Annotated in this window: 16 protein-coding genes; 9 read left to right on the forward strand and 7 right to left on the reverse strand. The window is 60.2% G+C overall.

Translation table 11 applies throughout. From position 1 onward, the window contains the following. Positions 1–252: transposase (locus tag P0D96_RS43030; RefSeq protein ID WP_408320029.1), on the reverse strand; the 252-nt coding region annotated here is incomplete at its 3' end. A gap of 388 nt (positions 253–640) precedes the next feature. On the opposite strand from P0D96_RS43030, the gene P0D96_RS43035 reads away from it, so the two are divergent. The 9 genes from P0D96_RS43035 to P0D96_RS43075 all read left to right on the forward strand — a co-directional run bounded on the left by P0D96_RS43035 (position 641) and on the right by P0D96_RS43075 (position 8,423). Then, complete coding sequence (locus P0D96_RS43035; RefSeq protein ID WP_408320031.1) at positions 641–1,798, forward strand: ABC transporter substrate-binding protein; 1,158 nt, start codon at positions 641–643, stop codon at positions 1,796–1,798. 17 nt (positions 1,799–1,815) lie between these two features. Continuing rightward, on the forward strand, positions 1,816–2,628 hold the full coding sequence (locus tag P0D96_RS43040; protein WP_408320033.1) for an ABC transporter ATP-binding protein: 813 nt from the start codon (positions 1,816–1,818) through the stop codon (positions 2,626–2,628). Between the two features lie 102 nt (positions 2,629–2,730). After that, a complete protein-coding gene (locus P0D96_RS43045; protein ID WP_408320035.1) occupies positions 2,731–3,471 on the forward strand; it encodes an ABC transporter permease in 741 nt (246 codons plus the stop codon). Positions 3,472–3,541: 70 nt separating this feature from the next. Next, entirely contained in the window at positions 3,542–4,474 is a 933-nt protein-coding gene (locus P0D96_RS43050) for an acetamidase/formamidase family protein (RefSeq protein WP_408183491.1), read from the forward strand. Between the two features lie 188 nt (positions 4,475–4,662). After that, positions 4,663–4,926: an FmdB family zinc ribbon protein gene (locus P0D96_RS43055; protein WP_408436260.1), complete on the forward strand. Its 264-nt coding sequence runs from the start codon at positions 4,663–4,665 to the stop codon at positions 4,924–4,926. Positions 4,927–5,072: 146 nt separating this feature from the next. Next, the gene (locus P0D96_RS43060) at positions 5,073–5,504 is read left to right on the forward strand and encodes a GlcG/HbpS family heme-binding protein (protein ID WP_408320037.1); all 432 of its coding nucleotides are present in this window, start codon (positions 5,073–5,075) and stop codon (positions 5,502–5,504) included. Between the two features lie 58 nt (positions 5,505–5,562). Continuing rightward, positions 5,563–6,549, forward strand: coding sequence for a 2-hydroxyacid dehydrogenase (locus tag P0D96_RS43065; RefSeq protein ID WP_408320039.1), 987 nt, complete (start codon positions 5,563–5,565; stop codon positions 6,547–6,549). Positions 6,550–6,601: 52 nt separating this feature from the next. Next, positions 6,602–7,489, forward strand: coding sequence for a 2-hydroxy-3-oxopropionate reductase (glxR, locus tag P0D96_RS43070; protein WP_408320041.1), 888 nt, complete (start codon positions 6,602–6,604; stop codon positions 7,487–7,489). Positions 7,490–7,661: 172 nt separating this feature from the next. Continuing rightward, entirely contained in the window at positions 7,662–8,423 is a 762-nt protein-coding gene (locus P0D96_RS43075) for an SDR family oxidoreductase (RefSeq protein ID WP_408320043.1), read from the forward strand. An 80-nt stretch (positions 8,424–8,503) separates the two neighbouring features. Here the strand turns inward: P0D96_RS43075 and P0D96_RS43080 are convergent, their stop codons facing one another. From P0D96_RS43080 to urtC, 6 genes are all read right to left on the reverse strand, one after another. Further along, positions 8,504–9,106 (reverse strand): ANTAR domain-containing response regulator, encoded by a 603-nt coding sequence (locus tag P0D96_RS43080; RefSeq protein WP_408287995.1) that lies wholly within the window; start codon positions 9,104–9,106, stop codon positions 8,504–8,506. A 900-nt stretch (positions 9,107–10,006) separates the two neighbouring features. After that, positions 10,007–10,777, reverse strand: coding sequence for an SDR family NAD(P)-dependent oxidoreductase (locus P0D96_RS43085; RefSeq protein ID WP_408320045.1), 771 nt, complete (start codon positions 10,775–10,777; stop codon positions 10,007–10,009). Between the two features lie 12 nt (positions 10,778–10,789). Beyond that, positions 10,790–11,785 (reverse strand): acetamidase/formamidase family protein, encoded by a 996-nt coding sequence (locus tag P0D96_RS43090; RefSeq protein ID WP_408183536.1) that lies wholly within the window; start codon positions 11,783–11,785, stop codon positions 10,790–10,792. A 61-nt stretch (positions 11,786–11,846) separates the two neighbouring features. Continuing rightward, positions 11,847–12,551, reverse strand: coding sequence for an urea ABC transporter ATP-binding subunit UrtE (urtE, locus tag P0D96_RS43095; protein ID WP_408183529.1), 705 nt, complete (start codon positions 12,549–12,551; stop codon positions 11,847–11,849). A gap of 2 nt (positions 12,552–12,553) precedes the next feature. Then, the gene (gene urtD, locus P0D96_RS43100; RefSeq protein WP_408183527.1) at positions 12,554–13,309 is read right to left on the reverse strand and encodes an urea ABC transporter ATP-binding protein UrtD; all 756 of its coding nucleotides are present in this window, start codon (positions 13,307–13,309) and stop codon (positions 12,554–12,556) included. Beyond that, positions 13,306–14,400, reverse strand: coding sequence for an urea ABC transporter permease subunit UrtC (gene urtC / locus P0D96_RS43105; protein WP_408183525.1), 1,095 nt, complete (start codon positions 14,398–14,400; stop codon positions 13,306–13,308). The genes urtD and urtC overlap by 4 nt, the downstream gene beginning before the upstream one ends. Between the last annotated feature and the right edge of the window lie 27 nt (positions 14,401–14,427).

Consider the following 14,427-nt stretch of genomic DNA (forward strand, 5'->3'; position numbering starts at 1 on the left):
TGCGTTGTCCTCTCGCAGTTGGCGGTTCTCTGCTTCAAGTTGCCGGATGCGCTGCTGTTCAGCTGTCAGCGGCTTGCCCTCGCCGGGGCCGCCAGCACGTTCCGCATCGTACTGCGCCACCCAGCGCCGCACGGCTGTCTCAACAAGGTCCATCGACCGGCTGACTTCGCTGACCGATAACCCCTGGTCTCGTACCATCCGTACCACTTCCAGCTTGAAGCTGGCGTCAAATTGTCGGCGCCTTCTTGTCATCTATTGTTTTTCCTCGTCGATTTAGGATTGTCCCCCTATCGACCTGTCCGAGGAAATTAGACCACCACAGGTGTTACGGCAAGACGCCCACGCCGGCTGAGCTTTCCTAAAGATATCGAATGCTATTTGCCTGTGCAACATTGCACCAATGGCGTGCTGTAACGCGAAATGGTGCGCAGCCGGTGCATCCGGAGATCGTTCACATTGCTCCTTTTGCTCTGTGTGAAATGTGAGTGATCCCTCTTCCATTCGTGGGTCCGCAAGGATCGAAGAACCGGCACGCATTGTGTGGCGCAAACTGGCATAGCCGTTGCTTAATAAGCCACGCTGGCTTCGCCGTACGCGACGAGCATCAAACAGCACTCCCGTTGTCCGAGACAAAGGCGTCTTGGATAACACCGGCCAAAAAGGTCCGACATCAGCGCGTCTGATGCCGGACCTTTTTCGTTTTGCGATCCCATTATTGTCGGAGTTGGAAGCAATGAAAAGACGTACATTTTCAGCAGTCGGTTCGGGCTCTGCTACCAGTGTTGTGCCCCAACTTGGGCGTGTGCTGCTCGCCACGCTCAGCGCTTTCGGGTTCGCTCACTCCGCTGCCGCGGCGTCGCTGCAACCCATCGAGTTTTCCGAGGCCGTACATAACCTCGGTTACATCGACCTCTACGTTGCACAGCACGCGAAGCTGTTCGAGAAGCACGGACTGACCATACACCTGACCGCAGCCGGTGGGGACACGCAGGCTTTCGCCGCGGTGCTCGGCAAGACCGCGCAGTTTGCCGTCGGCGATCCGACCATGGTGGAGATGTCTCGCGAGCGCGGCGGACCGGGCATGGTCGTCGGGACGCTGGTGCAGCGTGCACATTACTTTGGCGTATCAAAGACTGTGGCGCGCATCACCGATCCCAAAGCTTTCAAGGGGTTGACCTTAGTCACGTCGCCTGATCCGAATACCGAGTACAGCGTCACGAAGAAACTGCTGCAGGACAATGGCCTGAAAGTCGGCACGGACGCGAAGATCGTCGAAGTAACCCCAGGCACGGAAATCGGCGCCATGCTCGCGGGTCGCGCCGACATCGCGTTTGCGCAGCAGCCCATGGTGGCGGCTGCGATGGCGCAAGGGGCGAAAGTGGTATTCGACTTCTCAAGCTATATGGGTCCGTTCTGCAATACGGGGATCATGGTGCTGCCCGAATATGCCATGGCGCATCCCGAGGTCGTCCAGTCGCTCGTGGACGCACTGGAAGAAGCCGCGCGTCTTACGTATGCCAAGCCCGACTATGCGAAGGAGGTTGCCCGTGCGGAGTTCCCGGACCTGCCGCCCGACGTGGTGAACAAGGCAATCGACATGGAGTTGCAGTACAAGATCCCGGCCCAAACGCTGCCGGTCGACCGGCAGCAGTGGGACAAGCTGATATCAATGCAGAAGTACCTGGGCAACGTACAAGGGACGCTGGCCTATAGCGACGTGATCGACAACACCTTTTCTAACAAGGCCGCCAAGACCGCTGCGGCGGGCGCGGGCGTAACGGTGGCGGTGTCCAAATGAATGTAGCGGGCGCAGGAGTGCCTGCGGCGCAGGCGGGGGGGACCGCCAACCCGCACGCCCCGCTGGTTGCGCGCGGGGTCGGCAAATCGTATGGCGAAGATGAAGGCGAGTTGAATCAGGTTATCGGTGACATTTCCTTCAGCCTGCGCGCTGGGGAAATTGTCAGCCTGGTGGGCCCGTCCGGTTGCGGCAAGACCACGCTGTTGAACCTGATGAGCGGTCTTACGCAGCCGACGCGCGGCGCGGTGCTGTGGCACGGTCAGGCGCTGGACGACGTCCCCAAGGGCATCGGCTACATGTTGCAGAAGGACATGCTGATGCCGTGGCGCAATGTGTTGGCCAACGTCACACTTGGCCTCGAACTGACCGGGATGTCGCGCGCGCATCGCGAGAAAAAGGCGCATGCGATGCTCGGCAAGGTCGGACTTGCTCCGTACTACAACTACTACCCGACGGCTTTATCGGGCGGCATGCGTGCGCGCGTTGCACTTGCGCGCACGCTGGTGACCGACCCCGAAGTCATGCTGCTAGACGAGCCGTTCGCCGCGCTCGATTTCCAGACGAAACTGGTGCTGGAAAGCGACATGGCCCGGCTGGTCAGGGGTCAGGGTCGCTCGGTTCTGCTGATCACACATGACGTCGAGGAGGCGGTCTCGTTGTCGGACCGTGTGATCGTCCTCACCCACCGTCCGTCCCGCATCAAGGCGATCCACGAGGTCCACCTGGATTGCGACCGCAACGACATGATGGCCGCCCGCGACGCTGCGGGCTTCACCGCCCACGTACGCGAGATCTGGTCTCAGCTCGACGTGCGTATGGGCGAACGTTGAAAAGGAACGCGCGTGCAAGAAACCCGCTCTCCGGCGCCCCCGTATGCCCCGGCATCCCTCAAATGGCGCAGGCTAATTCGCCGCTGCCGCGGCAAGCTCGTCGTGGCTGCCTGCCAACTCGCGCTACTCGCCGCACTGCTCGCCCTGTGGCAGGTTGCGACGTCGAGTCAGGCGCTGGCCTTCCTGTTCGGGTCGCCCAGCCAGATCTGGGGTTACCTGGTAAAGATGCAGCAGGACGGCAGTCTCGTACACGACGCCGGCGTGACTGGCATGGAAACGCTGCTCGGATTTCTGTTCGGCAATGTCATCGGCACCGTGCTCGGCTTGTCGCTATGGTATTCACGCTTCGTCTCGAAGGTCATGCAGCCGTTCATCGTTGCGCTGGGCTCGATTCCGATCGTCGCACTCGCGCCCATCGTGATCATCTGGTTCGGTACCGGGCTCGGGTCGAAACTCGCCATGTCGACGTTATCCGTCGTGGTGGTGGCGCTGGTCACCGCGTACAAGGGGGCGACCAGCGTCGATGACGATCAGATCAATCAGATGCGCACGCTCGGCGCGACCAAGCGGCAGACTTTCCGCAAGCTGGTGATCCCCGCCTCGCTGCGCGACATCTTCGCGGGCTTCAGGCTCACTGTCGGCTTTGCATTGATTGGTGCCATTGTGGGCGAATTCATGTCGTCAGACGATGGGCTCGGCCATGCGATCTTCAAGGCCGGTAGCCTCTACATCATTCCCAAAGTATTCGCCGGCGTGGTGGTGACCATCGCACTCGCGCTCTTCCTGTCGTTTCTCGTCGGTCGGCTAGAGCGCTTCCTCATGCCCTGGCACAAGTTCGATTGATTTAAGCCATCCGCCGCGACGTTGCCGGCCGGTGGCATTTAGCAACCCCTGAAGGAGTAGGCAGCATCCTATGAGCACACTATCCACACCTCACCAGATCATCCGTAAGGATGACCTGAAGTACGCACTGACGGCTACCGATGGTTTCATTGCCGAAGTCTCGCCGGGCGAGACCTTCGAGGTCGAAACCGAATTGAACATCGGCGGCCACCTGATTACGCAGCTCGACGAAAAGCTGGACGAGTCGAAAGTGAAGCTCCCGTTCGTCAATCCGGCCACCGGGCCTGTGCGCCTGCGCGGCGCGAAGCCTGGCGATATGGTCGTCATCGACGTCCTCGAAGTTGGCGTGCACGGCCTCGGTTATACCGCGCTGTGGCCGGGCATCGGGATTTTTCCGGATTGGGTCCGTAAGAAGGAATTCGGCATCCAGAATCGCAACGTCGTCGTCGAAAATGGCATCGTTCACTGGAGCGACTCGCTCAAGCTGGAAGCCAAGCCGATGATCGGCGTGATCGGCGTGGCGCCGGTGGCGGGCGGCACGCTCACCGTCGACAACGGTACCCACGGTGGCAACCTGGACATCCAGGAAGTCACGAACGGCAATCGCATCATGTTTCCGGTGTTCCATGAAGGCGCGTACCTGTATTTCGGCGACGTGCATGCATTGCAGGGCGACGCCGAGTGTAACGGCATGGGAGCAATCGAGATTCGCGGCCACCTGAAGCTCAAGGTCGATCTCGTCCGCGCGCCGAGCCGCATGATCTGGCCGCGCATCGAGACGCCGACGCACATCTGTACCGTCGGCTGCGCGCGGCCGCTCGACGACGCGCTGCGTATCGCGTTCGAGGAAATGGTCTATTGGCTGGAAGAGGGCTACGGCATTCCCGGTGCCGAAGCCTACATGCTGCTCGGCCAGATCGCGGAAGCGCGCTGTACCCAGATGGTGAATCCGAAATACACCTATATCTGCAAGGTCGACAAAAAGTACTTGCCCAAGCGTTGAGGGAACGGCATCGGGCCGCGGATTCTGTGCGAGGCTGACAGGCACCGTCACAAGGCATTGAGACCGGACTGCCCGGTCACGATGCTGGAACCGGTCGGTGCAGGCACGGTGAACATTCTGTGGCCGACGACGCTGTCGGTAATCGCGCAAATCATCTATTGATTTCGAAGAAAGAGGAAAGAAAGGCGATGCCGATTTATCCCTATCGTTGTGAAACCTGTGGCACGTTCTCCGTCATGCGTCCTGTCGCTGAACGCGACGCGACCTGTGCTTGCCCAACATGTAGCGCTATCGCACAGCGCATGCTGGCCATGCCTGCACTGGCATTGATGTCCTCGTCCGGGAGTGCCGAACGCCGAGTCCACGAACGTGCGGTGTACACGCATCAGCATGGCTCGGGGTGCGGCTGCGGGTCGCGCGCACAGTCAAGCACCGAATCGTCGGTAAGCTGAATGGAGTCGCCGCGCGTGCCTTCGAGCGCCCGGCCCAAAAGACGGCGCTGCCCACCGTCCGGAGCGGCGGGCAGCGGAGTGACGCGATGGACTTTAACCATTCATCTCCGACCGGATCCTCAACCCACAAAGACTAGGCGAACCTATTGAGCCATTTGAACCTCCAGTCGGCGCAGGCACTGCTCGCACGCGCCGTCGATAAAGTGCACCAGCAGTTTGGCAAGCCGGTGTGCATTTCCGTGTGTGATAGCCACGGCTTCCTCGTTGGATTTTTGCGGATGGACGATGCTCCCGTGCGCGGCATCCAGTTAGCGCACCAGAAGGCTTACACGTCTACCCGTCTGGGTGTGACAACGGACGCATTCCATGCGCGGCTGCGCCGCGAGGAAATTCCCATCAGCTATTTCTGCGATCCATTGTTGACTGCGTTGCCCGGCGGTGCGGTGCTAAGCGACGCGCAGGGCAACGTGATCGGGGCGATCGGTATCAGTGGCCTCACGCCGGCCGAAGATCAGGCTGTCGCCGACGAACTTGCCCGTTTCGGGACTCCATGCAGCTTGCAGGGCCACGCGCCATGAGGTATGCGCGGGTAATCTTTTTGCAGTGTTGTATCGTGTTTTAACAAGAGAACAATCAATGAAACGGTTTAACGTTTATGTGACACGCATGATCTCGCAAGAGACAATTGACGATCTGCGGCAGTTTCACGACGTCGAGGTCAATCCGCATGATCGGGCACTCACGCGCGATGAACTGCTGAAAGCAGTGCAGGGTCGGGACGCCGTGATCACCCTACTGACCGACACAATTGACGGCGAAGTGCTCGATGCCGCCGGCCCGCAATGCAAGATCTTCGCGAACTACGCGGTTGGCTTCAACAACTTCGACCTGCAGGCGGCGACCCAACGCGGCATGATCATGACCAATACGCCGGGTGTGCTTGACAACGCCACGGCAACCCATGCATGGGCGCTATTGCTTGCGACAGCACGGCGCATCTCTGAGTCCGAACGCTTCGTGCGTGCCGATAAGTGGCAAGGATGGGCGCCGATGGCATTTATCGGCCAGGACGTCGACAACAAAACTCTGGGTGTCGCAGGCATGGGTCGGATCGGATCGAAATTTGCGCGCAAGGCGGCCGCCTTCGATATGAAGGTGATCTACACCGACGCACAGCGCAATCCCGAACTCGAACGTCAGGTCGGCGCGACATTCGTCGACAAGGAAACGCTCCTGTGCGAGTCGGATTATCTGTCGTTGCACCTGCCGCTCCTGCCGGAAACGCAGCATTACATCGGCGCGGCTGAGCTTGCGAAGATGAAGCGCACAGCCATCCTGATCAATGCAGCCCGCGGTCCGCTGGTCGATGAAAAGGCACTGGTTGCCGCGCTGCGCGACCAGGTAATCTGGGGGGCCGGCCTCGACGTGTTCGAGCGCGAACCCGAACTCGAGCCAGGATTGAGCAGCCTGGATAACGTGCTTGTCGTACCGCACATCGCTTCCGCGACGATCGAGACCCGCCTTGCGATGGGTAAGATCGCGACGGAAAACGTCATCAGCGTTCTGAAAGGCGAGAAGCCGCAGACCTGTCTCAACCCCGAAGTATTGCGCTCCGCGGCGTAATAGCTTGTCGCCACTGTCAACGATTTAAGAAGAACTCATTGAAGAGGAAGTTATGGAAAAAGTTGGATTCATCGGTCTGGGTGTCATGGGTGCGCCAATGGCCGCCAATCTGCAGCAAGGCGGCCATCAACTCTTTGTGCATGATCGAAACCCCGCGCCGTCGGGCTTGATCGAGAATGGCGCGACGCTCTGCGAGTCCGGCAACGCGGTGGCACAGCAAGCCGACATTGTGATCCTGATGGTGCCCGATACCCCACACGTGGAGTCAGTGCTCTTTGGGGAAAACGGTGTAGCAAGCGGACTCCGTGCGAACCAGATCGTGGTCGACATGAGTTCGATTTCGCCGATTGCGACTAAGGAGTTCGCCAGAAAGATCAACGAACTCGGATGCCAGTATCTCGATGCTCCGGTATCGGGTGGCGAAGTGGGTGCGAAGGCCGCGTCGCTGACGATCATGGTCGGTGGGTCGCAGGCGGTGTTCGACAAGGTCAAGCCTTTGTTTGAACTGATGGGCAAGAACATCACGCTCGTCGGCAGTAACGGCGATGGCCAGACCACCAAGGTGGCGAATCAGATCATCGTCGCCCTGAATATTCAGGCGGTGTCAGAAGCGCTGCTCTTTGCCTCGAAGGCTGGCGCGGATCCGGTGAAAGTGCGCCAGGCACTGATGGGCGGATTCGCAGCGTCGCGGATTCTGGAAGTGCACGGCGAGCGGATGATCAAGCGAACATTTGATCCGGGCTTCCGCATCGAGCTGCACCAGAAGGACCTCAACCTCGCCTTGCAGGGCGCCAAGGCGCTTGGCGTTTCCTTGCCTCATACTGCGTCCGCGCAGGAACTGATGAACGCTTGCGCCGCGAACGGCATGAGCAAGCTCGACCACTCGGCTCTGTGCAGGGCAATCGAATTGCTATCCAGCCACGAAATCGCCAGCAACTAATCGCTACCTGTTGTTGTGAATGGACGCGACTGGGCTGGTCATACGCTGCCCACTCGCGTCCAGACGAAATAGGCTTTCTCAACCAGCTTTTCACCATTGCGATAGAACTCGCGATTACTGTTTGCGCGTGTTGATCGTATGTGCATCGTATTGATACATGGAGGTTTGTCTCATGAGTTCAGAAGTCGGCAAGATCGCATTGATCACTGGAGCAGGCAGCGGTATCGGACGCGCCACCGCTCGCAAGCTGTTTCAGCACGGCTACCGTGTGGTGCTCGCTGGACGAAACAAAGCACCCCTCGAGGCGCTAGCCGAAGAGGCGCAGCAACTCGGCCAAGGGGCACTTGCTGTTCCCACCGACGTCACCGACGCCGCTAGCGTCGCCGCTCTCTTCGACACGATACGACAACGCTACAACCGCCTCGATCTTCTCTTCAACAATGCTGGCCGTGGCGCACCGGCCGTCGATATCGACGAACTCAGTCTGGAAGATTGGCACGCCGTCGTGAACACGAATCTGACGGGTGCCTTCCTCTGCACGCGCGCTGCCGTCGCGCTGATGAAAACGCAACTGCCGCGCGGCGGACGTATCATCAACAACGGCTCGATCTCCGCGCACGCACCACGTCCGAACAGTATCGCCTATACGGCCACCAAGCATGCGATCACCGGCCTGACCAAATCGACATCACTCGACGGACGCAAGTACGACATCGCCTGCGGACAGATCGACATCGGCAACGCTCTCACCGACCTCGCGGCACGCATGGCAAAGGGAGTGCCACAGGCCAACGGCGAAATTGCCGTCGAACCGCTGATGGATGTCGAGCACGTCGCTGGCGCGGTCCTTTATATGGCCGATTTGCCACTCGAAGCGAACGTGCAGTTCATGACCGTTATGGCTAGCAAGATGCCGTTCGTCGGCCGTGGGTAGCATAGAGACAACGGCCGCGGGCGCGTGGCGCGGCCTGTGTCTGCGGTGTGAGCTTGCGCATGGGACACGATTCTTGTGGGCTAAAGAGTCAGCGTTTCGTGCGCCTTGACGATCTCGCTTGCTACCACCTCGATCTGCTCGCGCTTGAGCATCGCCTTTGAGCGTAGCAACTGATACGCGTGTTCTTCCGATACGCCGCGCCTTTCCATCATGAGCTGCGTGGCATGCTGGATCACCCGAACGCTCGCTTGCTTCTTCTCGAGCCGTTCAATGTATCGATCGCGCATTCGCAATGCCTGACATTGCGTCAACGCCACCGCAATCGCGGTCATCAATCCGAATGAGCGCACCGGCGACGGTATCACCGCCAGCGCGTTCAGGCGCAGCACCGCTTCGACGGTGATCGGATTTTCGTAGGTCACCACCGGAATCACAGGCGGCGACATGCTGGTTCCGAGCCACGGGAAATTGACCGAGCGGGTTTCGGGGCGTAGCGCCATCAGCACTAGCCCGGTTCCGAAGGGCAAGCTGTCGAGTGTCGGCCAGCAGACCTCCACGTCGCACCCAATGCGGTGGAGTTGCGCGAGAAGCTCGTCGCCATCCTGATCCTGTGGATGAATCACAACAACTTTCAGTGAGCGCAAATCGCGCAGGATCGCTAAGGTATCCGCGGTCCACTTCATCGTTCCGCCCTTGCATGTAAGCACGCGCGACCCGTGTCTGCGGGCCGCTCCGGCGCGCTGCACAACATGACGCTGGGATCGGTATTCAGCAGTACGCGTCGCAGAGCCAGTAAAGCAAGACTCACAGCCTCGTCTGCGGGCCCGACCTCGACTGGGTTGAATGCATCGTCGGGGCCCGGAGAAAGCATGTGCAAATTCGCATTGTGTTCAGCGTTCAAGATCGCGCCCCTCTTCAGGAGAGAGTGAAACAGTCGTTGAACAAAGGTAGCGGTCAAACAGGTTCTGAATGTGCAGCCATTGCATACGTACTGAGGAGAAGCCGACCGTACGGCGATAAACGGTCCTGCCAGGCCACGGCACGATCGCGTACCCGTCGTATGAGTTGCTTTGGATATGGATCCAGCTATGAAGAACATGTGACACGATGATTCCTTGAAGGCGCAAACGAGGAAATCGGCCGGGCGGGCATCCGGAAGCGCCATGTCGGGGGGAGCCGAACCGCGAGCTTTCCGCTGATGTAACAGCGAGGGTGTAGCGATGAGAGAAGATTAGGTCGAGCCCGAGGGCGAATCTACTCTACGGTTGGATATGCCGATGCCGCGTTAGGGTACCCCGCTTATACGGACGTATAAGCGCCGCGAGGGGTGAACGCTGAGGATTGACCGCCCGTCTCAGTAGATATCAGGACAGCGGCCCCGCGATACGTGATTGAACGCGTTCAATTGCCGATGCCGAACGCGCGCCGCATATCGCCAGCAGATTTGCGATCGAGAGATGCCGGCAGCGGGGTCGCCGTGCCGGTTGAGTGGCCGGCAGTCAGAAGTGAATAGATTCTTTCATTATCGCCAAGGCTCCTTGGTTTTTTGTCGAATCGACCTGCGTGACGCAGCTTCTCTGCACTTAGAGTTGCACCCCACGCGTGAGCGCGCCATCCACTACCAGATTCGCCCCGCTCACGAAGCTCGCCGCCGGGCTCGCGACGAACGCGACCGCGTTCGCGATCTCTTGCGGGCGCGCCATGCGTCCGCTGGGATTCAACGCGAGTGCTTCCGCGAACAGCTTCGGATCGTTATGTTCGATGTGATCCCACACACCGCCTTCGAAATAGACGTTGCCCGGCGACACGGCGTTCGCGCGGATGCCCTTCGGCGCGAGGTGGTACGCGAGGCCTTGCATGTAGTGGATCAGCGCCGCCTTGAAGGTCCCGTAAGGGCCGGCGGCAAAGTCAATTTCCCGGCCGGACACGCTCGATATCGCGACGATCGAGGCAGCCTTGCTCGCTTCGAGAAAAGGCATCGCGGCGTCGACCAGGTTGACCGTGCCCATCAGGTCGGTTTCGAACTCCTTGCGCCACGATTCCAGATCGTTGCCGATCGACAGCGCGCTCACATTGGCGACCACAATGTCGATGCCGCCGAGTTGCGCGGCGGCGTCACGTGTCCAGGCCTGTAACGCCGGACCGTTAGAAACGTCGACCGAGGCGCCGCACACCTTGACCGCACCACCGCTGACCTGCACGATGCCGGCCACCGTCTGTTCGACGGCGGCGCCATCACGCGCGCAGAGCGCGACGTCCGCGCCTTCTACGGCTAGCGTTTGCGCAATGGCACGGCCGATACCTTTGGTGCCGCCGGTGACCAGTGCCTTCAAACCGTTGAGTTTCAGATCCATGGTGGCGTCTCCTCAAGCAGCCGGTGCGAGATACTTCTTGCTGATCGCCGCGCCGACCGAATACTTCGGGTCGACGAAGTTACCTAGCCGCACCTTGCCGCACTGGCTGAGCATCATGTAGGCATCCCAGCGGTCGAAGCCGTATTCCTTTTCCATCCACAACACCAGTTCGTGGTACGCGATGCGCGTCGCGTCTTCAAGCGGGCGCGCACTGCCGATCGCCATCAGTAGCTCATCGGTTTCGAGGCGCGGCCATTCAATGTGCCAGCCCTTGATCAGATCGACGTGGATCGTGGTCGTGCTGGAGTATTCGACGGCGGTGCCGCACACTTCGCCGTCACCCTGGCAGGCGTGCGCGTCGCCGATAAAGAGCCGCGCACCGGCGGAGCGCACCGGGAGATAAGTGATGCTGCCCGGGCCCATGTCGGGCACGTCCATATTGCCACCGTGGTTGTCCGGCGTGAGCGAATTGATCGAGTCGATTTCCGGCGACAGGCTCAGCGTACCGATATGTGGCTTGTACGGCAGCGTGACGCGCTTGCTCCAGTAGACCCCTTCTTCGTCCACGTCGATCTTGCGGGTGATCTCGGGCAACGGCTCATTAAGCGTTGCGGTGTATTCCGTACCGGTCAGCGCGCCGAAGCGCGGAATCAGGCAGCAGGTGCCGCGCGGATTGTCGCCGCGCGGCAGCATCGATTCGATGTATACCGCCACCACGTCGCCCTTCTCCGCGCCTTCGATCATGATCGGGCCGCTTTGCGGATTCAGGAACGGCACCCGGAGCTTCTGACTCGGCAGATCCTTTTCCGTGAGGATCTTGCCGTCAAATGCGTCGCGTGTCTGAACCACAACCCGGTCGCCCGGGGCAATCTTCATCACCGGCGTCGAGTATGGTCCGATGGTGTAGTGAAATGTGCCCTGACGGGATTCGCTGAGTTCGTGCGTTTCGCGGACCTGGCCGCGAGCGACGCCGCGCGTGTACATGATCGATTGTTCAAGCCAGTTCATCATGGTGTTTCCTGTTCAAATGTGGGTTGTCGATGTGAATGGGCGCAACGCTGACGCCGCATTACACTGAAATTAACGCTCTGACGTTATTGGCTTCCATCTGGTCCCCGGCCCCAGCCGACACGACCTGGCCGCGTACCAGCACGACATAGTCGTCGGCTACCGCCTGCGCGAAATCGAAAAATTGCTCTACCAATAGGATCGACAGCGATCCTTTCAGCGAACGGATCACCGCCTCGATCTCCATCACGATCGACGGCTGAATGCCCTCAGTCGGCTCGTCGAGAATGAGCAGCTTTGGATTGGTCAGTAGCGCTCTGCCAATCGCAAGCTGCTGCTGCTGTCCGCCGGACAGATTCCCCGCAATGCGCCCGCGCATCGTCTTCAGCACAGGAAAGGTATGAAAGACGTCGTCGAAGGAAAATTGCTTGCCCTTGGCGGTCTGATTGCTCTCGCCCGCGTAGGCGCCGATGCGCAGGTTTTCTTCGACGCTGAGTTGCGGAAAAATCTCGCGTCCTTGCGGCACGTAGCCCAGACCCGCCAGTACGCGCCGGTGCGACGGCGTGCGGGTCAGCGGCTGGCCCGCCAGTTCGATTTCGCCGGCTTTGACCGGCAACAGCCCGACGAGGCACTTCAACAAGGTCGTCTTGCCCACGCCGTTGCGGCCGAGCACGACGGTGCAGGCGCCGTCGGCTACGTTCAGCGACACGTCGCGCAACGTGTGGCTGCTGCCGTAAAACTGATTGAGTGCGGAAATCTTCAGCATGCTCACCGTCCGAGATAAACCTGAATCACGCGTGGATCATTGCGCACGCTCTCCATCGATCCCTCGCCCAGCAACTGCCCTTCATGCAGCACGCTTACGAGGTCCGCGATCCTGCCGACAAAATCCATGTCGTGCTCGATCACCACCACCGCCCGCTCGGGCGACTTGAGCCGCGTGATCAGTTCGGCGGTGCGTGCGGTTTCGTGGTCGGTCATGCCGGCAACCGGTTCATCGAGCAGGATCACTTGCGGATCGGCGACAAGCAGCATGCCGATTTCGAGCCACTGCTTCTGGCCATGTGACAACGTGCCAGCCATCCGGGGTCCTTCATTCTCGAGACCGATCGTCTCGAGCACGTCGTCGATACGCCGGTTCTGCTGTGCGCCGAGGCGCGAGCGAACCATCTCCGCATATCCGCGACCGTTGCGAATCGCCAGTTCGAGGTTTTCGCGAACCCGCAACGCTTCGAACACGCTCGGCTTCTGGAACTTGCGGCCGATGCCGAGGCGCGCGATAGACGTTTCGTCGAGCGTCGCGAGATTCGTGACCTTGTTCAGAAAGACCTCGCCGCCTGCCGGCCGGGTCTTTCCCGTGATGACGTCCATCAAGGTCGTCTTGCCCGCACCGTTCGGACCGATGATGGCGCGAATCTCGCCGTATCGAAACTCCATCGACAGGTTCGTGATCGCCGCGAAGCCGGAAAACGTGACAGACAGGCCGCTGATGTAGATGGCGGTGGCCGGTTGTGGATGGTTCATTGGCCGCCCCCCCTGCTTTCGCCGCCGGCGGCCTTGAGCGTACCCCACAGGCCATTGCCGAAATAGACGACGATCACGAGAGTCACGCCAGCAAGAATGAACGGCCACAGCGCCGGCAGTTGCGCGGTCAGCCAGAACTTGAGTCCGTTGATCACGATAGCTCCGACGATCGCGCCGATCAGGGTGCCGCGCCCACCGATGGCAACCCACACGGCAATCTCGACAGACAGTTGTGGCGAAACGATGGTCGGGTTGACGATGCCGACCTGCGGCACATATAGCATTCCGGCAAACGCCGCGAGTACCGCCGAGAGACACCACGCGAAGAGCTTCAGCGTATGCGTGCGGTAGCCGAGAAAACGCATCCGCGCTTCGTCGTCGCGCACCGCGATCAGCGCCCGGCCAAAAGTGGAGCGCGCGAGAAAACGCACGCCGACATAGGCCACCACCAGTAGCAGGCACGAACATACGGCGAGGCCTATCTGCGTGGACGTATCGGCAATCTTGCGACCGGCGATGCTCGTAAAACCGGTCATGCCATTGTTGCCACCGAGGCCCACGTCGTTGATGAACAACAGCAGCATCAGCGCGTAGGTGAGCGCCTGAGTGATGATCGACAGGTACACGCCATTGATGCGCGAGCGGAACGTGACGAAGCCGAACGCGCCCGAGACCAGCACGGTGACGATGATCGTGCCGACGATCGTGACATCGAGCCGCGACAGCATCTTCCATACCGCGGGAAAGTCGCCGGCGCCCATGTATTGCATGAAGTCCGGCAATACGTGCGTTTCGGCATAGGCGCCGTTCAGCAGATAGATGGCCATCATATAGCCACCTATGCCGAAGAAGATGCCGTGCCCGAGGCTCAGGATGCCCGCATAACCCCAGACCAGATCGAGCGCCAGCGCGAGCAGCGCGAAACACATGATCTGTCCGATCAGGTTGATGCCGAACAGCGACAGATGCAACGCATTCGACTCCGGAATCACAAAATAGGCAAAGGGTAGATAGAGCGCCAGCAGGACCAGCAGCGGGACGATACCGACCTCCACGGACTGGCCCAGCCATTTCGTTGCGAACGCCGACAAGGTGACTCTCCTGCTGTTACGCGGATC

This window comes from Paraburkholderia sp. RL17-347-BIC-D, from assembly GCF_046027915.1.
Taxonomy (GTDB): domain Bacteria; phylum Pseudomonadota; class Gammaproteobacteria; order Burkholderiales; family Burkholderiaceae; genus Paraburkholderia.